General features: G+C 72.4%; 18 protein-coding genes and 1 tRNA gene. 11 read left to right on the top strand and 8 right to left on the bottom strand.

Features of this window, described 5'->3' with window-relative positions; all coding sequences use genetic code 11:
- Positions 1 to 169: 169 nt before the first annotated feature.
- Positions 170 to 1,567, top strand: a complete 1,398-nt coding sequence (locus tag WME73_RS07240) for an ATP-binding protein (protein ID WP_437915207.1) — start codon at positions 170 to 172, stop codon at positions 1,565 to 1,567.
- 40 nt (positions 1,568 to 1,607) lie between these two features.
- Here the strand turns inward: WME73_RS07240 and WME73_RS07235 are convergent, their stop codons facing one another.
- The 3 genes from WME73_RS07235 to WME73_RS07225 form a co-directional block, all read right to left on the bottom strand.
- Positions 1,608 to 2,876, bottom strand: coding sequence for a glycoside hydrolase family 113 (locus WME73_RS07235; RefSeq protein ID WP_437744748.1), 1,269 nt, complete (start codon positions 2,874 to 2,876; stop codon positions 1,608 to 1,610).
- A 52-nt stretch (positions 2,877 to 2,928) separates the two neighbouring features.
- Positions 2,929 to 4,944 (bottom strand): protein kinase domain-containing protein, encoded by a 2,016-nt coding sequence (locus WME73_RS07230; protein ID WP_437915205.1) that lies wholly within the window; start codon positions 4,942 to 4,944, stop codon positions 2,929 to 2,931.
- A gap of 282 nt (positions 4,945 to 5,226) precedes the next feature.
- Complete coding sequence (locus WME73_RS07225) at positions 5,227 to 5,574, bottom strand: transcriptional regulator (RefSeq protein ID WP_437744746.1); 348 nt, start codon at positions 5,572 to 5,574, stop codon at positions 5,227 to 5,229.
- Positions 5,575 to 5,778: 204 nt separating this feature from the next.
- Between WME73_RS07225 and fusA the strand changes: the two genes are divergently transcribed.
- Positions 5,779 to 7,890 (top strand): elongation factor G, encoded by a 2,112-nt coding sequence (fusA, locus tag WME73_RS07220; RefSeq protein ID WP_437744745.1) that lies wholly within the window; start codon positions 5,779 to 5,781, stop codon positions 7,888 to 7,890.
- 16 nt (positions 7,891 to 7,906) lie between these two features.
- Here fusA and WME73_RS07215 read toward each other — a convergent pair whose 3' ends face one another.
- Positions 7,907 to 9,538, bottom strand: coding sequence for a L,D-transpeptidase (locus WME73_RS07215; protein WP_437915204.1), 1,632 nt, complete (start codon positions 9,536 to 9,538; stop codon positions 7,907 to 7,909).
- A gap of 202 nt (positions 9,539 to 9,740) precedes the next feature.
- On the opposite strand from WME73_RS07215, the gene WME73_RS07210 reads away from it, so the two are divergent.
- The 4 genes from WME73_RS07210 (at position 9,741) to WME73_RS07195 (ending at position 11,688) form a co-directional block, all read left to right on the top strand.
- A tRNA-Arg gene (locus tag WME73_RS07210) sits at positions 9,741 to 9,814 on the top strand.
- Between the two features lie 221 nt (positions 9,815 to 10,035).
- Positions 10,036 to 10,572, top strand: coding sequence for a HipA domain-containing protein (locus WME73_RS07205; protein ID WP_437915203.1), 537 nt, complete (start codon positions 10,036 to 10,038; stop codon positions 10,570 to 10,572).
- A gap of 112 nt (positions 10,573 to 10,684) precedes the next feature.
- Entirely contained in the window at positions 10,685 to 10,903 is a 219-nt protein-coding gene (locus WME73_RS07200; RefSeq protein WP_437915202.1) for a hypothetical protein, read from the top strand.
- Positions 10,900 to 11,688 carry an HIRAN domain-containing protein gene (locus WME73_RS07195; RefSeq protein WP_437915200.1) on the top strand — a complete coding sequence of 263 codons (789 nt, stop codon included), beginning with the start codon at positions 10,900 to 10,902 and terminating at the stop codon, positions 11,686 to 11,688. Before WME73_RS07200 ends, WME73_RS07195 begins: the two co-directional genes overlap by 4 nt.
- A 55-nt stretch (positions 11,689 to 11,743) precedes the next feature.
- On the opposite strand, the gene WME73_RS07190 is transcribed toward WME73_RS07195, so the two are convergent.
- A complete protein-coding gene (locus WME73_RS07190) occupies positions 11,744 to 12,778 on the bottom strand; it encodes a GNAT family N-acetyltransferase (RefSeq protein WP_437915199.1) in 1,035 nt (344 codons plus the stop codon).
- A 91-nt stretch (positions 12,779 to 12,869) separates the two neighbouring features.
- Here WME73_RS07190 and WME73_RS07185 point away from each other — a divergent pair, with 91 nt between their 5' ends.
- The 3 genes from WME73_RS07185 to WME73_RS07175 all read left to right on the top strand — a co-directional run bounded on the left by WME73_RS07185 (position 12,870) and on the right by WME73_RS07175 (position 15,341).
- The gene (locus WME73_RS07185; RefSeq protein ID WP_437915198.1) at positions 12,870 to 14,327 is read left to right on the top strand and encodes a PLP-dependent aminotransferase family protein; all 1,458 of its coding nucleotides are present in this window, start codon (positions 12,870 to 12,872) and stop codon (positions 14,325 to 14,327) included.
- A 33-nt stretch (positions 14,328 to 14,360) separates the two neighbouring features.
- Positions 14,361 to 14,501 (top strand): hypothetical protein, encoded by a 141-nt coding sequence (locus WME73_RS07180; protein WP_437915197.1) that lies wholly within the window; start codon positions 14,361 to 14,363, stop codon positions 14,499 to 14,501.
- Positions 14,502 to 14,678: 177 nt separating this feature from the next.
- A complete protein-coding gene (locus tag WME73_RS07175; protein ID WP_437744739.1) occupies positions 14,679 to 15,341 on the top strand; it encodes a methyltransferase family protein in 663 nt (220 codons plus the stop codon).
- A gap of 100 nt (positions 15,342 to 15,441) precedes the next feature.
- On the opposite strand, the gene WME73_RS07170 is transcribed toward WME73_RS07175, so the two are convergent.
- Positions 15,442 to 16,737, bottom strand: a complete 1,296-nt coding sequence (locus tag WME73_RS07170; protein WP_437915196.1) for a serpin family protein — start codon at positions 16,735 to 16,737, stop codon at positions 15,442 to 15,444.
- 120 nt (positions 16,738 to 16,857) lie between these two features.
- Here WME73_RS07170 and WME73_RS07165 point away from each other — a divergent pair, with 120 nt between their 5' ends.
- Positions 16,858 to 17,343 carry a gluconokinase gene (locus WME73_RS07165; protein WP_437744737.1) on the top strand — a complete coding sequence of 162 codons (486 nt, stop codon included), beginning with the start codon at positions 16,858 to 16,860 and terminating at the stop codon, positions 17,341 to 17,343.
- An 82-nt stretch (positions 17,344 to 17,425) separates the two neighbouring features.
- Here the strand turns inward: WME73_RS07165 and WME73_RS07160 are convergent, their stop codons facing one another.
- Together WME73_RS07160 and WME73_RS07155 are read right to left on the bottom strand one after the other, a co-directional pair.
- A complete protein-coding gene (locus WME73_RS07160) occupies positions 17,426 to 18,679 on the bottom strand; it encodes a hypothetical protein (protein WP_437915194.1) in 1,254 nt (417 codons plus the stop codon).
- A gap of 405 nt (positions 18,680 to 19,084) precedes the next feature.
- Positions 19,085 to 19,342, bottom strand: a complete 258-nt coding sequence (locus WME73_RS07155; RefSeq protein ID WP_437744735.1) for a hypothetical protein — start codon at positions 19,340 to 19,342, stop codon at positions 19,085 to 19,087.
- 359 nt (positions 19,343 to 19,701) lie between these two features.
- Here WME73_RS07155 and WME73_RS07150 point away from each other — a divergent pair, with 359 nt between their 5' ends.
- The gene (locus WME73_RS07150; protein ID WP_437915193.1) at positions 19,702 to 22,305 is read left to right on the top strand and encodes a GAF domain-containing protein; all 2,604 of its coding nucleotides are present in this window, start codon (positions 19,702 to 19,704) and stop codon (positions 22,303 to 22,305) included.
- Positions 22,306 to 22,388 lie beyond the last annotated feature (83 nt).

Below are 22,388 nucleotides of genomic sequence, written 5' to 3'. Positions count from 1 at the left end.
CGCAGCGCAGCCTCGACGGGCGCCGCGCCGCTCCCGCAGCGCCCGGGCTCGGCCGCCTCCCCGGCGGCTCCGGGAGCTCCGGATTGCCCGGCGGACGGGCCGCGCGCGCTCGAGGCGCTACGCTTCCGCTCGTTCCCGGCGCGACCTGGGCCGGAACCGGGGGACGACGATGAAGCTGAAGACGCTCGCGGCGGCGAGCACCGCATGGCTCGCCGCCCTCGCGCTGCTGACGGCGAGCGGGTTCACGCTCAGCGCCACGTACATGACCCGCGAGGTCACGTGCCTCTTCAACATCGTCCGGGAGGTGCGGTCCATCACGCAGCTGGAGGTCCACCTCCTCTCCCACGAGCGCGAGAGCGCCCGCGTGGCGCTGACCCAGCTCCCCGAGCACGTCGGCGCGCGCGATACCGCCAGGCGCGAGCTCTCCCGGTGGCTCGAGGACGCCCGCGCGCAGCCGGTCACCGCGGAGAGCGCCAGCGTCTTCGAGGAGGCCGAGCGGGAGATCGAGCGCTACCTCGCCACGCACACGCAAACGCAGGAGCGCCGGGAGGCCGGGGTGTCCCACGATGAGGTCGACCGTACGTTCGCCGCGCTCGAGCGGCTGCTCGCCACCAGGCTCGCCGAGGCGCGGATCGCCCGGCAGCGCGTCGATGAGGTGCACAGGCTCTCGGAGATCGTGAGCCTCGGGGCCGCCGGGATGCTGCTGGCCGGCGTCCTGCTCGCGCTCTGGCAGCTGCGCAGGTGCGTCTATCGCCCGCTCCTCTCGATCCGCGCCGCGATCGACCGCTACGGGGCCGGCTCGCACGACGCCCGCGCGCCGCAGGGCGGGCTCGACGAGCTGCGCGAGATCGCCGTCGCGTTCAACGAGATGGCCGCCGCGCTGGCCGAGCAGCGCAAGAGGCAGCTCGGGATCCTCGCGAGCGTCGCGCACGACCTGCGCAACCCGCTCGCCGCGCTGAAGCTCACGGTCGACAGCCTCCGGCCGGATCGGCCCCTCCCCCACGAGGAGCGGCTCCGGTCGATGCTCACCCGCATCGGGAAGGAGGCCGCGCGCTGCGACCGGATGCTCACGGACCTCATGGACATCGCGCGGCTCGAGGGCGGTGAGCTCGAGCTGCGCCGCGAGACCCGGGACGCGCGCGAGCTCGCCCGCGACGTCGTGGAGCTCTACCGCCCGATCGCGACCGCGCACGAGCTCAGGCTGTCGCTCCCCGAGGAGCCCGTCCCGCTGTGCTGCGACCCGATCCGGGTCGAGCAGGTGCTCAACAACCTGGTCGCGAACGCCATCAAGTACTCGCCTGCGGGCGGCGCCGTGCAGGTGACCGTCGCGCGGGTAGGCGCCGAGGTCTCCATCGCGGTCTCGGACCGCGGCGTGGGGATCGCGGCCGACGATCAGCGACGGCTGTTCGAGCGCTACTTCCGCGCCCCGTCGTCGAGCGGCGTGGCCCCGGGCGTCGGCCTCGGCCTGTGGGCCGCGCTCCGCATCGCCGAGGCGCACGGCGGGCGCATCGAGGTGACGAGCACCGCAGGCAGGGGCTCGACCTTCACCCTCCGCCTGCCGTCATGAGCGCATCGTCCCGCAAGGAGCGGCTCGTCCGCTCGTCCGGCTACGGGAACAGGCTCCCGGGCTCGTCGGGATCGAGCTCCCAGCCGAAGAGCCCCGGGGTGCGGGCGCGGTGCCCGCCGAGCGCGTCGCCGGGCAGCCGGGGGCCGTCGGCGGCCCAGCGGGTGGCGAAGGCGTCGCGCAGCACGAGCTCCGCGAGCTTGCCCCTCGGCGAGAAGCCCCACTCGGCCTCCTGCGAGACGTCGTCCGGATCGGCGTAGAGCCGCCAGACGAAGAAGCCGGCGCACGTGCGCGCGTCGAGGAACGGCGCGATCACCGCGGCGTAGGCCTCGGCCTGCGAGCGCTGGTCGACCACCACGCCCTTCATGCGATCGGGCCACTCCCACGGGCGCACGGCGGGATCGCGCCGCGTGGTGTAGCCGATCTCCGTCAGCAGGATCGGCTTGCCCCACGCGCGCGCCACGGCGTCCACCCCGGCCGCCACCTTGCGCCCGCCGCGCAGGAGCTCCTCGAACGACGCGCCCTCGCGCTCCGCCAGCGGGTAGAACGCGTTGATGCCGATGAGGTCGAGCGCGTCGAAGATCAGCGTGTGCTCGACGTCGTCCCAGTTCGCCGAGTAGGTGAGCAGCCCCGGGTACACGCGGCGCACCGCCTCGATGATCGGCAGGAAGCTCGCCGCCCGCGGCGTCGTCACCCAGCTCCGCAGCTCGACGCCCACGCTGAGCATCTCCGCGCCTCCCTCGCGCGCGACCGCGGCCCACGTGAGCAGGAACCGGCGGTACGACTCGGCCCAGCGCGCCCAGCCGGCGTCGTCCCCGGGATCGATCTGGGCCCGCCACTCGCCGCTCTCGACCCAGAGGTGCGGGACGAGCAGCACCTTGAGCCCGCGCGCGTGCGCCTGCGCGATCGCCGCGAGCACGTTGCGCCGGTTCTCCTCGAACGGCGCCTCGAAGACGAGATCGACGCCCGTGCCCTTGCCGTCCCACACGCGGCCGAACGGCGTCAGGCTGACCCACGTCGCGCCCATGGCGACCGCCTCATCCATCGCCCGCCCGCTCGCCGCGGTGCCGTAGCCGCGGCCCGGGTGCCGCAGGTTCTCGATCGGCCCGATCGTCACGCCGCGCACGCCGCCCCAGCCCGACACGGCCCACCCCGCCGCGCCGTACGGCAGGTGCTCCGGCGCGACCCGCGGCGCCTGCTGCGCGGCCTGCGGCGCGGCGCTCGCAGGGCGCACAGGAGCGCCGACCGCCGCCGCCGACACGGCGAGCGCGGCGCCCGCCGCGCGGGCGAGCGCGTAACCTCCTCGACTCATCCCTGGCACGGGCCGCCTTATACCAGGCAGGCGGACCACCGGGCCGCGGACGTCACCCGCCGTCGCTCGCCTGAGGTCGCTGCGCGCCGTCGCTCTCCGCGGGTTGCTGCGGCGCGCGCGCGCCCTCGGCGGGCTGCGCCGGCCCAACCGCGCCCTCCTCGGGCCGCGGCGGCTCGCGCCGGGACGCGTCGCGCTCTTGCCGCGCGCGGGTGGTCGCCTCACGCCACGCCCGCTCGCGCTCGAGCTTCTCGCGCCGCCGCCGCCGCTCGCGCTCGACCTCGTCGTAGATGACCTCGGGGCGCCGCGCGTCGAGACGGGCCCCTCGCGCTTGCGCCACACGCGGCGCCTCGCTCTCGGGACCCGCGGCGCTCGCGGGAACCAGCTCGGCCGCCGGGGGCTCGGCCGCCGGGGGCTCGGCCGCCGGGGGCTCGGGCGAGGGCTCCGGCGCGGCAGGGACGGCCGCGCTCGATCGCCTCGCCACCACCGACGAGCGCGCCTCCTGAGCCGCGCGCTTCGCCAGCCCCTTCGCCGCAGGCAGCGCGCTCCCGCCTCCGTCGAGCGTGCGCATCTGCACGAGCCACACGCCGCCGACCCCCGCGAGCATCCCGAACAGCGCGAACGCGATCGCGAACCGCCGGGGCCACGGCGACGGCCCCCGGCGCACCACCGTGAGGCGCTCCGCATCGGCCTCGGCCAGGACACGCGCCGTGAGCGCCGGCGTGACGCGAGGCGCCGCGCCGTCGCTGACGCGGTGCACGACCTTGCGGCCGAGCGGAACGGGCGTGTCCTCGGCGGTCGGCGGCTGCCCTGGCCCGCCCGCCTGGGGATCGGAGCGGCGCTCCGGCGGGCTCACCGTCAGGACCGGCGGGGGCGGAGTCCGGCTCGCCCGGAGGTGATCGCCGCCGTCCCACGCCGCTCCCGCGTGCGACACCAGCGTGGCGTCGGACAGACGGCCTGCGGGAGATTCCCACTTGGCCGTCGTCTCGAGGTCGCTCATGAGATCGTCGGGCGACATCCTCGGCAGGTCCGCCAGCGTGTCGGCCTCCCACTCGTCCGCGGCGACCGGAGCAGGCGTCGCCATGCGGACGGTCTCGTCCGCCCGGAGCGCCTCCCACACGCGCTCGGCCGCGTCCTCCGCGCCCTCGCCCCCGAAGCGCGCGAGCGCGAACGCGAGCTTCGCGACGTCCGAGGGGCGCGCCTCCGGGTCCTTGGCGAGGCAGCGCAGCAGGAGGGCCCGCAGCTCCGGGGGCTCGACGCCCGCCGGAAAGGGCGCGGGCGGCTCGGTCAGGACCTTGGTGCAGATCTCGAGCTCGGTCGGCGCATCGAACGGGCTCGCCCCGCAGAGGAGCGCGTAGGCGACCGCGCCGATCGACCAGATGTCGGCGCGCTCGTCGATGCCGCCCGCCGACCGCATCTGCTCCGGCGCCATGAAGAGCAGCGACGTCCGCATGGCGCCCGAGGCGGCGTTCGGCCCCTCGCTCTCGACACCGCAGGCGACGGCCGACACCCCGAAGTCGAGGACCTTCACGCTCGGGGCGCCGTCGCCGAAGCTGAGAAAGAGGTTCTCGGGCTTGATATCCCGGTGAAGGATCCCGATGCCGTGCGCCTCGGCGACCGCCTCGCAGATCTGCAGGAGGTACTTCACCGCCTCCCTGACCCGGATCGGCCCGCGGCGCCGCAGGTAGCTCGTGACGTCGGAGCCCTCCAGGTACTCGCTGACCACGAACGGCGCGCCACCTTCGACCCCGACGTCGAGGATCCGCGCGACGTACCTGCCCTTGAGCGCGCGCGCGGCGCGGGCGCCCCGGAGCAGCCGATCGACGGCGTGCCTGTTCTCGACGAGCCTCGGATCGACGCGCTTGAGCGCGACGCGCTGGCCGGACAGGCGATCGGTGGCGAGCTGGACGACGCCCACGCCGCCGGCGCCGATCCGGGTCTCCACCGCGTACCTGCCGGCGACGATCTCTTGCCATCTCGGGCCGCCCTCGGCCGCCCGCGGCGCACGTTCAGCGTCGGTCCGCTCCCGTGCGGCCGCGCGATCCTCTGCTCTGGGCTTCAGCGACGTCAACGCACTGCCTCGGTGTGTGTCCGCGAGCTCCGCGGACAGAGTCAAAGCCTGTCCCCTGAATAACAGATTCAGAGTGCTGCTATCGCGTCCATGACGTGTCGTCTAGTGACACTCGGGCACGAAAATGTCCGTTCTTCACGCATTTTGGCGCAGCTGGCTGGCCGGCCAGCTGGCCGGCCGGCCGGCCGGCAGCCATCTCCATCAGCGGCATCCGCGGCTATCGTCATGGGCCATCGAGCCATCGACACCGCTTCCATGCGTTCCGCGTGCCATCCACGCGGCTCACGGCGGGAGCCCCAATGCGAGCGCGACCAGAGTATCGACGCCGCTCAGGATCAGGACGAGCGCTGCGGCGGACGCCGCGCCGAGCCCGAGCGCCTTCAGCGCGCGGAAGCGCGCTGTTCCGCGTGTTCCACGCGCCCCCGGCCGCCCGTGCTGGACGCCGCGCGTGACCCAGCACCACCCGAGCATGGACAGCGGGCCAAACGCATAGAGGGCCGCGCCCCAGGTCGCTCCGTTCCAGCAAGCGCCGCGCTGCTCGGGCGTGAGCCGCCGTCGGTCCCAGCGCTGCAGCGCGAACGGTAGCGCGATACCGAGGACCATCTGGAGCGCGAGGCGGAGAGTGCTCATTTCGTGCGCCGAGCTCCCGGGCGAGCGCTCCACTCAGGCAGCGCCGGACAAGCGCAAATCGCCAGAGCACGCCGCAGCGCGTCGCGGCAGAGCTCGGGTGAGCGACTCGCTGCCCGGCTTCGCTGACCTCCTGCCTCGAGGAAAGCGCCGCAAAAATCGCGTGCCGGCCTTCTCGATCTCGACGGGGATTGGTACGAACGAGGGATGACAACGACTGAGGCAGGGGACATCAGGAACGTTGCAATCATCGGACACAAGGGGGCTGGGAAGACATCGCTCGCCGAGGCCATGCTGTACGTCGCCAAGGCGACGGCCAAGCTCGGCAAGGTGGACGACAAGTCGAGTGTCCTCGACGAAACCGCCGAGGAAAAAGAGCACGTTTGCTCGTTCGAGGCGAGCGTCGCGCACCTCGCCTGGGCGGGGAAGAAGGTCAACCTCGTCGACACGCCGGGCGAGGGGAGCTTCCTCGCCGAGACGCGGCTCGCCCTCGCGGCGGTCGACGCGGCCATCCTCGTCGTGAGCGGCAAGGACGGCGTGCAGCCGATCACGGAGCGCGTATTCGGCTGGGTGAGGGACGCAAAGCTACCGTGCATGATCGTCGTCACGAAGGTCGACGCCGAGAACGCCCGCCCCGACGAGGTGCTCGCCGAGATCCGCGCGCGCCTCAAGGCGCCGCTCGCGGTGATGGAGGAGCGCGTCGGCGAGGGGCTCCAGCACCGGGGGGTCGTCGCCATCCGGACGAAGAAGGCCTGGCTCGACAAACCCGAGGCGCCCGCCACGGCCGCGGGCTCTCCCGTGCCGGCCGACGCCGCGGGCGCCGTCGAGAAGGCCCGGGGGAAGCTCGTCGACGACGTCGCCGGCAGCGACGACGAGCTCACCGAGCGGTACCTGACCGAGGGCGATCTCACGCAGGAGGAGCTCGATCAGGGGCTCCGCGCCGCGGTCCGCCAGGGGGCGCTGATCCCGGTCTACTTCGCCTCCGGGGTCCGCCCGAGCGGCGTCGCCGCGCTGCTCGACGGCATCGTCGAGCTCGTGCCGCCGCCGACCGAGCACCCGGCCTGGAGCGGCGTCGTCCCGACCGGCAAGCCCGGCGCCGCGCCGCAGGCCGCGGAGCGGCCGTCGGCGGCGGAGGCCCCGGCCGCGGCGTTCGTCTTCAAGACCTCGATCGATCCGCACGCCGGCCGCACCTCGTTCGTGCGCGTGCTCTCCGGCGTGCTCCGGCCCGACGCCACGATGCTCAACGCGAGCACGGGCGGCACGGAGCGGCTCGGGAAGATCCACAGCGTGGTCGGCAAGGACCACAAGCAGGTGGACGAGGCGCGCGCCGGGGACATCGTGGCGCTGCACAAGCTGAAGGCCACGCTGAGCGGGCACACGCTCTCGGACGAGAAGCACGCGTTCTTGCTCTCCGCGCCGGAGCTGCCGCCGGCCCTCTTCTCGCGCGGCGTGCGGTTCGACGCCAAGGGCGGCGAGGACAAGGTCGGCAACGCGCTCTACCGGCTGACCGAGGAGGACCCGGGGCTCAGCGTGCACCAGGACGCGTCGACCCGCGAGCTCGTCGTCTCGGGGCTCGGCGCCCTGCACCTCGAGATCACGGTGGAGCGCATCCGCCGGCGCGTCGGGGTCGACTGTCGGCTCGGCCCGCCGCACATCGCCTACAAGGAGACGATCTCGAAGAAGGCCACGAACATCGAGGGCAAGCACAAGAAGCAGACGGGCGGACATGGCCAGTTCGGCGTCTGCTACATCGACATGGAGCCTTTGCCGCGCGGCGGCGGCTTCGTCTTCGAGGACGCGGTCGTGGGCGGCGCCGTGCCGCGGCAGTTCATCCCCTCGGTCGAGAAGGGCATCGTCAAGTCGATGTCGAAGGGCGTCCTGGCGGGCTACCCGATGATCGACGTCAAGGTCCGGCTCTTCGACGGCAAGTACCACGACGTCGACTCCTCGGACGCGGCGTTCCAGATGGCGGGCAGCAAGGCGTTCAAGGCTGCCGCCGCGCAGTGCGCGCCGGTGCTGCTCGAGCCCATCGTGCGGCTCTCGGTGACGGTGCCGAGCGCCGCGATGGGCGACATCATCGGCGACATCAACAGCCGCCGCGGGAGGATCATCGGCACGGACTCGGTCGAGAGCCAGACGATCGTGAACGCGTTCGTCCCGCTCGCCGAGGTGCTCGAGTACGAGTCGAAGCTGAAGAGCATGACCCAGGGCAAAGGCACGTTCACGATGAACGTCGAGCACCTGGAGGTCTGCCCGCCGATGGTGCAGGACAAGGTGATCAAGGAGAGCGGCTTCAAGGCCGAGGCCGACGAGGACTGACCCCCGCCGCTCCGCTCTAGGGATGGATGTGGACGATGGTCCCTTCCCCCGTGGCCTTCCCCGCGCTGACCCCGTGCCATCCGTCGGGCACGGGGGGATCGGTCCAGAGGAACACCCGGCGCGCGTCGATCGGCGACAGGTTGATGCACCCGTGGCTGCGCGGCTTGCCGTAGTCGTCGTGCCACGGCGCCGCGTGGATCGCGTAGCCGGCCTCGAAGTACTGCACCCACGGCACGTCGCGGAGCTCGAACTTGTTGTCGACCTCGTGCGCGTCCATGGTCGTCGTGACGTGTTTGTCGCGGATCCGGAACGTCCCGCGCACGGTCGAGAAGGTCTTCTTGGGGTCGCCGAGCCCGTCGCGGCCCGTCGCCGCCGCGGTGGCGTAGACGGGCTTCCTGCCCTCGTAGAGGATGAGCGTCTGGCTCAGGATCGAGATGTCGATCCACTTCACGGTCCCCTGCGCGAACGACGGCAGCTCCGAGGGCTTCACCGCGATGGCGACGTCGGAGTCGCGCACCCACGTCCCGTCCTTCGCCTCGACGAGGCGGGCGCCGCCGACCTTCTTCGAGCGCCCCGTGAGCTGCACGGCGGTGTGCCAGGGCAGCTCGCCCGCCTTCTCCATCTCGCCGCCGGAGATGTCGTAGCGCTTCGCGTCCTGCCGGTGCACGAACGCGAGCGGCAGCTCCCACCCCTTGGTCATGTCGACGCCGTGGAACGTGGAGCCGCGGGCGGGCTTGAGCTTCGAGGTGGGCACGAGCCGCGCGTCGGTGGTCAGGGCGAAGCGCCGCCCGCCGTCGCCCATGAAGGTGTCGATGAGGGCGAGCCCTGCCTTGCGCGCGATCCGGTTGGTGATGATCGCGTAGCCCGGGACCTTGAACGACGAGATGTTCGGGAGCTGCCGGCCGCCCTTGAAGAACCAGGGGATCTCGTCGCTGCCGTTGCCGCCGAAGAGCTCGCTGTCGCCGAGGTCGGGCGGCTCCGCGGGCGGGTCGGCGACGGCGTTGCCCGCGGGGTCGAGCGGCACGTCGTTGGCGCCGACCTTGACCTCGTCCCACTTCTTCTTGAGCTTCTTGTAGCTGCGGAGGTGCCGCTCCAGGCTCATCTCGTACTGGAGCTGCTCCTTCGTGGACGGCATCCGGTAGTAGTTCGGCGCGATGGCCCGGACGAAGGCGTACGGGTACGGCATCGGCTTGGACAGGTCGGGCCGCCGCGTGAGCGCCCGGACGATCGGGTGCTGCGTGTCGATCGTGGCGTCACTGTCCGCGCACATGAACCCGGCGGGCAGCACGCGGTAGTAGCCGCCCTGGCAGTCGTCGAACGCGGCGGGCTTCTCCCCGCGGGGCGCCGTCCCGCCCGCGCGGAGGTAGCCGAGCTTGGCCGAGCGCCGGTCCGCCTTCTCGTAGATGGGCGCGACCATCTGCACGGCGCCGATGCGGGGCCCGTCCGGGCGCGGCAGGGTGGCGGGGTCGTTCTCGGCGGCCTTCTGGGCCGCGCCCGCGGAGAGGCTGATGATGCCCTCGGGCGTGGCGTTCTCCCCGCCGGTGCAGGCCGACAGGGCCGGCAGGGCGAGGGCGGCGACGGCCAGGGCGAGCGGGAGGGGTCCGCGCGCCGGGGCCGGGAGCGCGGAGCTTCGCTGTCGGGCATCCATACCCCCGGAATGCCGGACAGACGGGCCGGTGGCCAAATTTTGGCGGATGGGCGCGCGGCCGGCCAGGAGCCCCCCACGGACGCCGCTGCGAGGTCCGCCTTCCGGAGGGTTGCTGCCGGCGGTGCGCGAAGATGCTGGAATGGGGTTGCGCTTGAGCCCAGCCTTGGGTAGGTTCGGGGCCCTCGCGAAACCCCGCGAGAATGCGCCACTAGCTCAGCTGGATAGAGCGTCGGCCTCCGGAGCCGAAGGCCAGTGGTTCGAATCCACTGTGGCGCGCAGGGTTTTCAGATTTCATACGCCGCTGCTGTTCGCCTGGTTCGCGGCGTCGGTGAAGTGTGCATCGCTGGCGCTGTCGCGAGCCGGCTCGACCGTTGCACTGGCTGGTTCGAGGGCAGACGACGCGCTCGTGAGCATGCACTGCGTTCCGAGGTGATGCAGTGGCAGAGGCGTACTCCATCGGCGAGGTCTCTCCTGTCTGGCGGACTGGAGAGGAGCCCATGGGCACCAAGCGCAAGTTCTGGTGTCACGCCGATGACCACCGTCGCTACCTCTTCAAGTACGCCCGCGCCAGTACTGGGGAAGACTGGGCGGAAAAAATCGCCGCCGAGGTCGCGGGCGCCCTCGGCGTTCCACATGCGGAGGTGGATCTCGCCGTCTACGAGGGGCAACCCGGGACGCTTACGCTTGCCATCACCGACGACGAGCATGCTCTAGCGCATGGGAACGAACTGTTGCAGGAGCGCCGTCCGGAGTACCCCGTGCACGCTGCCTACAGCGCGTCCGAGCACACCGTTACCTTTGTGCTCGACGCGCTCAGCCAGAGCTTCATTCGTGCACCCGAAGGTACAGCTTCGGCCGATCTCGCGACGGCAGTGGATTGGTTCCTCGGCTACCTCATGCTCGACGCGTTGATCGGCAACACCGATCGGCACCACGAGAACTGGGCCGTGCTCGTGCGCGTCGGACAGGCAGAGCGCTATGCGGCACTCGCGCCCAGCTATGACCACGCATCGAGCTTGGGCCGGGAGCTCTAAGGACGAAGAGCGGCGCGCACGCCTCGAAGGCCGGGACCGGCGGCGCTCCGTCGATGCGTATTGCAAGAAGGCGCGCTCGGCCCTTTACCGGAACGCCCAGGATCCAGCGCCAATGAGCCCGCTCGATGCCTTCGCGGAGGCGATGCGGCACGCGCAGCTGGCCGGCAGGCACTGGCTCGAGCGACTCGGCGCAACCGATCATGCTACGGTATCCTCCATCGTGGACCGCATCCCTGCCCATCGAATCAGCGAGCCGGCTCGCCAGTTCGCCCTTGCGGTGATGTCGACCAACCGCCGCGCGTTGCTCTCACTGCTGGAAACGCATCCATGACGGCCGGCCGAACCCTCTTCGTCACATGGTACGACTCGAACCATAGCGCGATCATTCCGGTCGCCCGGCTCGTTCATCACGGCGGGACGGACGGCGATCTCTACGAATTCCAGTACATTCAGGGTGCGCTGGAGGCGATGGAGCGGGGCTTCCAGCCGTTCATTGCGTTCCCCGAACTTTACAAGGTCTATCGCAGCCCGTCGCTGTTCCCCTTCTTCTCAAATCGGGTGATGCCTACGACCCGCCCGGATTACCTGGCGTATCTGCAAGTGCTGGGTCTTAACCCCGCGGAGGCGGACTCGGTCGAGATCCTGGCGCGGAGCGGGGGCAGGCGGGAGACGGATCGCATCGAAGTGGTACCTGCGCCGGAGCAGGACGAGACAGGCGGCTACACAACTCGCTTCCTCCTCCGCGGCGTCCGGTACATCCCAGGCGCAGAAGAACGCATTGCACGCCTCGTGTCCGGAGAACGGCTGTTCTGGATGCTCGATGCGCAGAACGAGGCGAACCCCAACGCCGTCGCGCTCCGCAGCGCAGACAAGTGCTTGCTAGGCTACATTCCAGACTACCTCGTGCCGGACATCGCGAAGCTCATCGACTACCGCGTGTCGATGGATGTGTTCGTCGATAGGGTGAACCTGCCGCCCGCGCCGCTGCACCATCGTGTGCTGGGTCGGCTCGAAGCGCGCTGGCCAGACGGGTTCGTCCCGTTTCAAGGCGAGCAGTTCCAACCGCTGAGCTCGCTCACCGCGCCGCCCACCCAGGCAGACCACGCGATCCAGTAATGCCCCCTGCGTCGTGCGGGTGTGCGCCCCCCCCGCGCGACGAGCCACGCTCCCCTCACCCCCTGGCGAAGACCATCTCCGTCGACGTGAACGGCCGCGGCGGCAGCGCCGCGCGGTCACGGAAACCGAACCGCGCGTAGAACGTGTGCGCGTCCTGGGTGCCCAGGTGGACGTGGCTCGCGCCGCGGACCGCGGGGTGCCCGAGCAGCAGCCGCACCACCGCCTCGCCCACGCCGCGGCCCCGCAGCGAGGGCGCGACCATCACGTCGTACATCCACGCGCGCCTGCTCCCATCGCTGATCGCCCGCGCCGTCGCCACGAGCCGGCCCGCCGCGTCGCGCGCGCCCACCCACGCCGACGAGCCGAGCAGCGCCCGCGCGATCGCCTCGCGCGACACGCCCTGGTTCCAGTAGCCGCCCTCCAGCAGATCGACGGCCGCCGCCACGTCGCGCGGGCCCAGCGCGCACGCGAGCACGCAGCCCGCCGGCGCCTGCAGGAACTCGGGCACCGGCGTGTCCAGGCAAGCGCCGCGGAGCAGCTCGATCGCCGCGGCATCGCCCGGCGCCCCCCGCTCCCAGAGCTTCGTGAGGATCCGCGCCCGCTCCTCGGGCGTCCGGTTCTGCGCGAGCTTCGCCTTGCCGTCGAGCCGCGACAGCGGGACCGCGAGCACGAGGATCCCAGCGATCGCCTTGCGGTAGAGCGGGCTCGACGCGTCGAGCGGCGTGTACCCGCCCTCGGGCTGGTACTTCTGCATCAGCGCCTCCAGCACCTCGGCCTTGTGATCCGGATCGTCCACGCGCTCGATCACCCCGTGGACCTGCGCGCTCCGGTAGAGCGTCGTCGCCGGGCACGCCCGCTCCGGATCGGTGAAGTAGCTCGGGATCGACGCGACGACCTGCTCGCACGACACCACCGCGGGCCGGCCGACGGCCTCGGTCTTCTCGCCCACGGGCGCGCCGTGGAACGCGATCGCGCCCCGGACCACGACGCCGTGCACCGTCCTCAGCACCGGCTCGCCCTCGGCCGTCGTCGACGCCAGGTGGATCACGTCCGCGAGCCCGAGGAGCGCCTCGGCCTCCGCCCTCTCCATGCGAAAAATCTCCCTGCGCATGGACCGAGGTTGGCGCGCACCTGGTACTCTCGAAAGATCCGGTTCGCCGATTTCTGCTAGACCAGCTGGCATGCCCTGGGAGCTCGCCCTCGCGGTCGATCCCGCCGCACAGCAGCCGATCTTCCTTCAGATCGCGCGCGCCCTCGCCGACGACATCCGCCGCGGCCGGCTCCGCGCCGGCGCCGAGCTGCCGGGCAGCCGCGCGCTCGCGCGGTCCCTGTCGGTCCATCGCAACACCGTCCTCGCCGCGTACCGTGAGCTCGCCGCCGAGGGCTGGATCGAGGCCAGCGCCGCGCGCGGCACCTTCGTCTCGGCGGAGCTGCCGGCGCCGGCGCCCCGCGGCTTCGCCCGGCGCGCGGCCGCGCGGGCGGAGGTGCCGGCGCGGCTCGGCTTCGATCTCGGCGCGACCTCGCTCCGGCACGTGCCCATCATCCCGCCCGGCACGCTCCGCATGAGCGGCGGCCTCCCCGACATGCGCCTCGTCCCGACCGCGGCGCTCGCGCGCGCCTACCGCCGCGCGCTGCACGCCGGGTCGAAGCAGCTGCTCGACTACGCCGATCCGCGCGGCGACGAGCGCCTCCGCGCCGCCCTCGCCGCGATGCTCTCGGCGGTGCGCGGCCTCGCCGCAGGGCCGGAGTCGGTCCTCGTCACGCGCGGCAGCCAGATGGCGCTCGACCTCGTCGCCCGCGCCCTGATCGCGCCGGGCGACGCGGTCGCCGTCGAGTCCTACGGTTACCGCCCCGCGTGGGAGGCGCTCCGCCTCGCCGGCGCGCGGCTCCTCCCGCTGCCGGTCGACGCCGCGGGCCTCTCCGTCGACGCGCTCTCGGAGCTCGCCGAGCGGGAGCGCCTGCGCGCCGTCTACGTCACCCCGCACCACCAGTACCCCACGACCGCGGTGCTCGCGCCCGGCAGGCGCATCGCGCTCCTCGAGCTCTGCCGGGCCCGCCGGATCGCGCTCCTCGAGGACGACTACGATCACGAGTTCCACTACGACGGCCGCCCGGTGCTGCCGCTCGCCAGCGCGGACACGGCCGGCGTCGTCGTCTACATCGGCACCCTGTCCAAGATCCTCGCCCCCGGGCTCCGGATCGGCTTCGTGGTCGCCCCCGGACCGCTGATCGAGCGCCTCTCCCTCCATCGCACCTTCGTCGACCGGCAGGGCGACCACGCCGTGGAGCGCGCCGTCGCCGAGCTCCTCGAGGACGGCGAGGTGCAGCGCCACGCGCAGCGCGCGCGCCGCGCCTACCGGGCGCGGCGCGATCTGCTCGTCGCGTCGCTGCGCGCGCGGCTCCCCGACGCGCTCGACTTCGCCGTGCCAGCCGGCGGTATGGCCCTGTGGGCCAAGGTGGACTCCGCGATCGACGCGGACGCCTGGGCCGAGCGCGCGCTCGCGCGGAAGGTGGCGTTCTCCGCGGGGCGGCGGTTCGCGTTCGACGGCAAGAAGCGCCCCTTCCTGCGGCTCGGGTTCGCGGCGCTGGACGAGCGGGAGATCAGCGATGCGGTGGAGAGGATGGTCGAGGCGGTGTGAGCGCCCAGGCGGGCGGACCAGCTAAGCGCCGGCATGTACGCGGCGTTCGTCACCGGCGTGGGCCTGTGGCTCGTTTACGGCCTGCTCACGCAGGACGTGCCCATCGTCGTCGCGAACGCGGTCACCCTCGTGCTCTCGGGCGCCGTGTTCCTCCTCAAGCTCCGATACGGCTGAACTCTCCTTCTCCCCCGCAGGCGCTGTCTCCGACAGACCTCGATCGTCCCGCGGCCCCGCCGCCGTCGAAGCGCGCTGCGCCCGCGGTGGATGGATGATGGATCCGACGCGGCGAAAGCCCCGCTGGCTTGACCTCGCTCGCGCCCCCTCTCACGATGCGAAGTAAGGGGGGATACAATGAATGGCGCGGTGCTCTACGACCTCGCGATGCGGCTGCCGCTCGCCGTCCTCATGCTCTATAACGCCCTGTTCGTCGGGCGCGAACTCTATGCTCACCTGTTTCTCTGGAGCGGGCCCAGGGGGCTCACGTACGGGACGACGGTGGCCTCGCTCGCGGCCACCGAGGCCTACCTGCTGCTCGTCGCGGCGTTCACGCTCGTTCGCCTCCGCCCTGTACGCAAGCTGAGCGGCATCGTACCTCGCATCACCGCGCTCGCCGCCGGCCTGCTGCCGGCGAGCATCGCGTGGCTGCCCAAGGCCCCGCCGATGCCCGGCCGTCAGGTGGTTGGCACGCTGTTCATCATCGGTGGAATGGCGCTCGCCGTGGTCAGCATCGGGTGGCTGGGCAAGTCGTTCAGCGTCATGCCCGAGGCGCGACGCCTCATCACCAATGGCCCCTACCGGCTCGTGCGCCACCCGGTCTATCTCGCCACCCTGATCCAGGGGACGGGGATCATCTTGATCTATCCGTCCATCGCCGCTGTCCTGATCTACACGGTCGAGATGATCCTGCAGGTCATCCGCATGGGATACGAGGAGCGCGTGCTGCGCGACACCTTTCCGGAATACGACGACTACGCGCGCCGGACGTCCGCGCGGCTCGTCCCCCGCCTCTATTGAGGAGGGCGCGCGCCCTCCTCAATAGAGGCGGGTACGCGGCGCCATGGGACAGGATGCAACGCCTGTCGCAGGATGCCTCGCTCGTCCGGACCCGGCGCTCTTACCTGGACGGGTCGGCCACGCGGCCGACGAACAGGATCGCGCTCGTCGCGCGATCGCGGATGACGAAGAGGAACGGGCGGTCGAAGCGGATGGTGGCGGGCTCGGGCGCCGACGTCTCGCGGATCACCACCGCCGTCGCCGCCGCCGCCTCGGTGCCCGCCTCGTTCACGGAGACGAACGCTTCGTGGAGCACATCGGTGATGAACAGGCCGCCCTGGCCGTCGATCCCCGAGAAATCCGCGCGATCGGAGAAGGCGGCGGGCATCCCCAGATCCTCGAGCGGCGGGGCGAGATCCAGGGTCGAGGCGATCTTGAACCGCGGCAGCGCCATCGTGACGCTCCGCGACCCGAGGGAGGCGAGGACGCCCTCCAGCCGCTCCCGATCGAGCCCCGCCTCGAAGCCCCCGAGCTCCGACGGCAGCACGAGCACCATCGACAGCTCGCCGCCGTCGTAGGGCAGCTCCAGCGCCTCGTAGCCGTCGCCCTCGCCATAACGGACCTGCGCGTGGTTGGTCATCATCGGAACGGACACCGTGGAGCCGTCCGCCAGCGTGAAGCTCCCCGGAGTCGTCTCCTCCTCCTCGAACGGAAACTGCCAGGCAGCGTTGAAGTAGATGGCGTTCGTCAGCACGAGCCGGGTCGAGGGCCCGAGGGCGCCTTCAGGCAGGATGTCCTTGATGCGGTCCTCGGTGCGCTCGGCCACCCAGCCATTGATGATCTTCCGCGCCTCGTCGGGCGCCTTCACGAAGTCGACGACGTGCAGCCCGGCCCCGTAGCTCTCCGCCAGCACGTCGAGGAACGACGGCACGAACGCGGAGCCGACCTGCCCCCAGATCGCGTTGGCCACGTGGAGCCGGAACCCCTTGCCGTCCTGCCCCTCGGCGCCCTCGCCGCGGCGCGCGAGCGCGAGGTCGAGCGCGTTGAAGGCCGGGTGGAGCCGCGCTTGCGGCAGCGTGAAGCGCAGCGCGCGCGCCATCTGCTCCGCCGTTTCCCCGCGCGCGCCGGCGGTTGTCATCGCCAGCGCGCTCGACACGCTGTACGGCGAACAGAAGAGGTTGCCCGGCGCGGCGCCGATCCGGCGGTAGAGCTCGAGCGCGAACGCCGTGTTGCCGAGGGCGAGCTCCCTGGCGTCGGCCTCCGGCACCCGAGGCGCGCGGGCCCGTTGCCTGTCCGAGGCGACGACGCAGCCCGCGGTGCCCGGATCGGCGCACCCGGACGGCGAGGGCCGCCGCTCCGGCTCGGCGCCGGCAGAGGAGCAACCGGCGCAGAGCAGGGAAAATGGCAACAGGACCACAGGGATCGGAGGCCTACGCATGCGCCCGGCGCAGCAGGGGGCGTGCCGAACCGCCCATGATAGGATGGCTCCCACCATGCGAAGAGCGCGAGATACAGCCCTCGGAGAGGCGCGGCGCCCGTGATCGTGCTCGTGATGGGCGTGAGCGGCGCCGGGAAGACGACCGTCGGGGCGCGCCTTGCGCGCGAGCTCGGATGGGAGCTCGTCGACGCCGACGACTTCCACCCCGCCGCCAACATCGAGAAGATGCGCGCCGGCAAGCCGCTCGACGATCGGGATCGCGCGCCGTGGATCGCGGCGCTCACCGCGCGCATCCGCCAGCTCCTAGGCGAGGGGCGCGGCGCCGTGATCGCCTGCTCGGCGCTCAAGGCGGCGCACCGCGCGCAGCTGCTCGTCGACCCCGCGCGGATGCGCCTCGTGCACCTGACCGGCGATCCAGCGCTGATCGCCGCGCGCCTCTCGGCGCGCAAGGATCACTTCATGCCCCCCGGCCTCCTGTCGACGCAGCTCGCCGCGCTGGAGCCGCCCGAGGACGCGATCCGCGTCGACGTCGGCGGCACCCCCGAGGAGATCGTCGCCGCCGTCCGCCGCGCGCTCGGCGTGTGAGCCGGGCCCGCGCCGCGCCGTCTGCCGGCGCCGGGCGCTTTCCAGGCGATCTCTCCGGGAGAACCCGAGCGCCCCCGCGCTGTCAGCCCGGGTCCGGCAAGCGGGTCAGGAAGAGCGCGCCCTGGTCGCTGGAGAGGCGTTCGCCCCCGAGCGCCATCGTGCCCTGGAAGGACCCGGCCAGCATCGGGCTCTCCCACGGGTCCATCTCCAGCCCGGAGACGTGGACGTCGGCGCCGATGCGCCGGGTCCACTGCTCCTCTCCGCTGGAGCTGAGCCCGGCCGCCCACGCGCTGCACGACGCCGGCTCATCCGCGGACTCGCACAGCGCATCGCCGGCAAGCACCACGCGCTCGCCGCTCGCCGTGATGCGGCGGGGGCTCCGCGCGTCGAAGCGCTTCACCCAGATCACACGGCCATCCGGGCCGATCTTGGCGACGAACGGCCGCGGGCCGCCCGGCAGATCGGGCTCGCCGAAGACGCCGCTGCCGGAGAGCAGCGCGGCGCCTTCTGGATCCACGGCGAGGTCGTACGCCTCCTCGAGCTGATCCGACGAGCCACGGAACCGCTTGTGCCACACGAGCTCTCCGTTCCGGTCCAGCTTGGTCACGAACGTCGCCGTGCCCCGCCCGTCCTGGCTCGCGAGGATCGCGTTCCCGTCGCGATCGACCTCGATGCCGATCTCGTCGCTGTCGGAGCCGCTCGGCGGCAGGCTGACCCACGCGAAGCGACCCGACGCGTCGAGCCGGACGACGAAGGCGCCGATGGCCCGCCGCTCGATCCGCGCGCCGGCGACCTTCGCGGCCCCCTCCAGCCTGCCGAGCACGAGCGCGCCGCCGCGGCCATCGGCGGCGAGCGCCGTACCGCTCAGGATCGCGTCCTCCTCCGCGGAGATCTGCGCCGCCCAGCTCGCCGCGCCGCGCGGGCCGAGCTTCGCGAGGAACAGGTCCGCGCCCGAGGGCGACGCCGCCGTGAGCCGGTGGGCGCCGAAGCGGACCGTGCCGGAGAAATCGCCGAGCACGAGCGACTGACCCCCGCCGCTCGCGGCCACGTCGATGGCGCTCTGCGCCGTGCCGTCGCCGAACTGCTTGCTCCAGAGCGGAGCGCCGCACGCGTCGAGCTCGGCCACGAAGGCGTCCGTCGCGCCCGCGCTCCGCAGCCGGGTGCTGCCGAAGGTCAGCTCCCCTTCGAAGGAGCCGGCGAGCAGCGCGCGGCCGGCGCCGTCGATCGTGAAGCCGCGCAGCGTCGCGCCCTTGCCAGGATACTGCCGGCTGAACGATCTCTGCCGGCACGCCCGCTCGGCCCGCTCGCCGTCGCCGAGCCCGGCCGCGCCGGCCAACCGCCCGCCGGGTGCGACCGCGGCACCCAGACACACGCCTCCGGGACCGACTGCCCCCATCTCGCACATCCCGGGAGGCGAGGCGTGCTCCGCGTTCGCCCGCGCCGCACCGCCGCTGTCGCCTCCCGGTTCGCCCTCCGCCACAATGTCCGCAGCCTCCGAGGACATACACCCGGCGCCACAGCAGATGACGCCGCAGAGGGCGCTCCGTGCTCTCAAGACAGACCACATACTGCATCTCCTCTCCCGCCTCGACGCGGGCACACTGGAAACACTGCAGGATGCGGACCATGGCCGGCGCCTTTCAAGCTTCTCGCGAAGTTGAAAAATCCAAACTTTTCTCGCTGGATGCGGGCTCATCCGGGGCAGGAGGACGCGTTCGTTCAGCGCCGCTTCATGTCCTCTTCACACCATCGCTCCGGGGCGCACCGGCCATTCGACCCCGGTCGCGCGCTCGATCGACTCACGCACTGGCAGGCGCGCGTCGACAGAGATGGATAGGGCATCTCTCGCCCTGGACACCGCCTGTTCCGGATCCAGATCATCGATGGTCGAGATCTGGCCGAGTCGCTCGCCGCTGCCGTCGAGGCGCGGGCGACTGGCATCTTGAACGCCGCCTGGCCCGGCGAGGCGCAGGCGATGGGGCGGGTTGCTCGCGCGCAAGGCCCTGACGCCGGGGCGGGAGCCGGGAGCCGCGAGCCGCGGGCGGGGCGCTCGCGCGGACCCCGAGGCCGCCCTCCCCCGGCTCCCCCGGGTGACCGGCGGCGCGCGCAGACCGGAAAGACGGGCGCCTACCACCGTAGCGCACCCACGCCCACTTAAGGTAGGATGCTGTCACACGACTCCGGCGGACGTATTCCCGCTGGAGGAGCCCGCGACCGCGGGCGCCGGCCGCTCCATGACCCCCTATCCATCTACGATCACGACGGAGCTCCCTGCGAGCGAAGGCGCGACTGCGCGGCCCCCCCGCGCCAGCCCCGCCCTCGCCGCCGGTGCCCCCCGCGATCGCCTCGGAGATGGCGATGAAGTTGCTCTGCAAGCCCGCTGACGAGCGCACCGCGCGTGCGCAGGTGCTGAAGGTCGACATCGACGCCTACGTCGCCCTCCCTGACGCGGAGCGGCGCGCGGTCCACCTGCGCCTCGGGCGCATGGCCGAGGCGCGATCGCAGCGCGAGCGCTCGGACGAGGCGCTCTTCGAGGCCGCGCACCACCTGAACCTCGGCGCGCCCTTGATCGTCGAGCCGCGCGAGCGGGCGGCGCTCGCCGCGATGAACCTCGCCGCGGGCCGCAAGGCGAGGGAGCGGGGCGCGACCCCGGCGGCCGCCGATCTCTTCGAGGCCGGGATCGCGGCGCTGCCAGACGGGAGCTTCAAGCGAGACCACGAGATCGCCTTCTCGCTGCACGCGGAGGCGGCCGAGTGCGCGCACCTCGGCGGCCGGCTCGATCGCGCGGAGGCGCTGGTCGACGTGCTCGCGGCGGAGGCGCGCTCGGATCTCGAGCGGGCCAGGGCGCACGAGCTGCGCATCGCTGTGTACACAACCCAGGGCCGGCTCGACGAGGCGGTGGCGCTCGGAAAGACGGCCCTCGCGATGCTCGGCGTCCCCCTCCCCGAGGACGGGCCGGGGCGGAAGGCGGCGGCAGACGCCGAGCTCGCGGCCGCGCGCGCCGCGCTCGGCACGCGCCGGCTCAAGGATCTGCTCGACGAGCCCGAGGCGTCGGACGCCCGGACCCGCGCGGCGCTCCGGCTCCTCATGGCCCTCATGCTCCCCGCCGCGACGGTGAACCCGCCGCTCTGCACGTTCATCGCGGCCAGGCAGGTCAACCTGTCGCTGGAGCGCGGCCACGGCGGAGTTTCCCCGTACGGCTTCATGGCCTACGCCTGGGTCGCCGCGCGGGTGCTCCGCCGCTACGACGAGGCCTACGAGCTCGGCCAGCTCGCGCTCGAGATGAACGAGCGGTCCAGACAGCCCGAGCTCTCCTGCCGGCTGCGCGTCGTGCTCGGGGCCCACGTCAGCGTCTTCACCGATCACCTGCTTTCCAGCCTCGATCTCTTCCAGGCCGCGCTCGAGGCGGGGCACAGGACGGGCGATCTCACCTACCTGTCCCAGGCGTGCGTCCACACCGCGCTCGTTCGATTCGGGCTCGGCGACGAGTGCGAGGCGGTGCGGGCCGAGGTCGACGGGTTCCTCTCGCTGGTGCGGCGCGCGCGGGAGGAGCTCGCCGCCCTCGCGCTGACCGGGGTGCGCCGCGCGCTCGACGACCTGATGGACGCGACGCGCGCCGGCGCGTCACGCCCGCCCAGCCACGGCGATCTCGACGACGCAGGGGATGAAGCGAAGCTCTCGGCGCCGGCGCACGGCGCCGCCGCGCGCGTCCACTACGCGCTGCGGCAGCAGATCTGCTTCCTCAACGAGGACTACGAGGGGGCGCTGCGGATGGGCTCGCTGGCCGAGGCGAGGGTGCAGGGCGGCGTCGACGATCACCTCGCGACCGAGGTGTTCTTCTACACCTGCCTGACGCTGCTCTCGCCCGCGCTGGCGCGCGGCCGGCAGCTGACCACCGTCTCGGTGGCGAGCTACCGGGATCGGTTCTCGGAGTGGGCCGAGCGGTGCCCGGACAACTACCGTCACAAGCACCTCCTCCTCCGCGCGGAGTCCGCGCGCGCCGCCGGCGAGGAGCTCGCGGCGATGAAGCTTTACGATCAGGCGATCGAATCGGCGAAGGTGAACGGTTTCGTCCGGGACGAGGCGCTCGCCAGCGAGCTCTGCGCGAAGTTCCACCTGGCGAGCGGCAGGGAGAGGATCGCCCACGTCTACATGGCCGACGCCCACGAGGGCTATCTGCGGTGGGGCGCGCAGGCCAAAGCGCGACAGCTGTCGCGAAAGTACCCGCACCTCGTGGCGCGCGCCGCGCTCGTCGGGCAGCAGAGCCGTCCGCCGGAGTCCGCGCTCCCGGCGAGCACGGAGCGCCCCACGTCGCTCGACGCGTTCGCCCTCCTCCGCGTCTCGCGCGCGATCTGCGGGGAGCTCGTCCTGGAGCGCCTCTTCGAGCGGCTCCTCCGGGCCCTGAGCGAGAGCGCGGGGGCGCAGCGCGCGGTGCTGCTCCTCGCGCGCGACGGCGCGCTGACCATCGAGGCCGAGCTCGACGGCGACCGCGGAGGGGTCCGCCTCGGACCTGCGACGCCGCTCGAGTCCACCGCCGATCTCGCCGCGAGCGTCGTCCAGCACGTCGCCCAGACACAGCAGCCGATCGCCCTCACCAGCGCGGCCATGGACGAGCGGTTCGCGGACGACCCTTACCTGCTCGAGGGCGGCCTTCGATCGATCCTGTGCCTCGCCATGACGCATCAGGGCCGCCTCACCGGCGTGCTCTACGCGGAGAACGGCGCGACCGCTGGCGCGTTCCGCGCCGGCCAGGTCGAGCTCTGCGGCCTCCTCGCATCGCAGGCGGCGGTGGCCGTGCACAACGCGTTGCGCCACCGCGACGCGCAGAGCACCTCGCGCGAGCTCCGTCGCTGCAACGAGGCCCTCGTCGACGAGGTCGCTCGCCTCACCGAGGAGCTCCGCGCGTGCAACCGCGACGCTAGCCCCACGAGCGAGCTTCGGCGCTGCAACGAGGCGCGCTAGCCCCGCTACAGCGGGGTGCGTCCGGGGTCCATCCCGCCCGACAGGATTCCCCGCCAGGAAGGGGAGAGCTTCAGCGAGGCTTC

The sequence above is a fragment of the Sorangium sp. So ce302 genome, assembly GCF_051530145.1.
Lineage (GTDB): Bacteria > Myxococcota_A > Polyangia > Polyangiales > Polyangiaceae > Sorangium > Sorangium cellulosum_B.
The sequence above is the reverse complement of the archived record's forward strand: the minus strand, read 5'-3'. Positions and strand labels throughout refer to the sequence as shown.

Coding starts and splice junctions, on each gene's coding strand:
- WME73_RS07240 (WP_437915207.1), top strand. CDS start 170: ATGAAGCTGAAGACGCTCGCGGCGGCGAGCACCGCATGGCTCGCCGCC.
- WME73_RS07235 (WP_437744748.1), bottom strand. CDS start 2,876: ATGAGTCGAGGAGGTTACGCGCTCGCCCGCGCGGCGGGCGCCGCGCTC.
- WME73_RS07225 (WP_437744746.1), bottom strand. CDS start 5,574: ATGAGCACTCTCCGCCTCGCGCTCCAGATGGTCCTCGGTATCGCGCTA.
- fusA (WP_437744745.1), top strand. CDS start 5,779: ATGACAACGACTGAGGCAGGGGACATCAGGAACGTTGCAATCATCGGA.
- WME73_RS07215 (WP_437915204.1), bottom strand. CDS start 9,538: ATGGATGCCCGACAGCGAAGCTCCGCGCTCCCGGCCCCGGCGCGCGGA.
- WME73_RS07205 (WP_437915203.1), top strand. CDS start 10,036: ATGGGCACCAAGCGCAAGTTCTGGTGTCACGCCGATGACCACCGTCGC.
- WME73_RS07200 (WP_437915202.1), top strand. CDS start 10,685: ATGAGCCCGCTCGATGCCTTCGCGGAGGCGATGCGGCACGCGCAGCTG.
- WME73_RS07195 (WP_437915200.1), top strand. CDS start 10,900: ATGACGGCCGGCCGAACCCTCTTCGTCACATGGTACGACTCGAACCAT.
- WME73_RS07190 (WP_437915199.1), bottom strand. CDS start 12,778: ATGGAGAGGGCGGAGGCCGAGGCGCTCCTCGGGCTCGCGGACGTGATC.
- WME73_RS07185 (WP_437915198.1), top strand. CDS start 12,870: ATGCCCTGGGAGCTCGCCCTCGCGGTCGATCCCGCCGCACAGCAGCCG.
- WME73_RS07180 (WP_437915197.1), top strand. CDS start 14,361: ATGTACGCGGCGTTCGTCACCGGCGTGGGCCTGTGGCTCGTTTACGGC.
- WME73_RS07175 (WP_437744739.1), top strand. CDS start 14,679: ATGAATGGCGCGGTGCTCTACGACCTCGCGATGCGGCTGCCGCTCGCC.
- WME73_RS07150 (WP_437915193.1), top strand. CDS start 19,702: ATGAAGTTGCTCTGCAAGCCCGCTGACGAGCGCACCGCGCGTGCGCAG.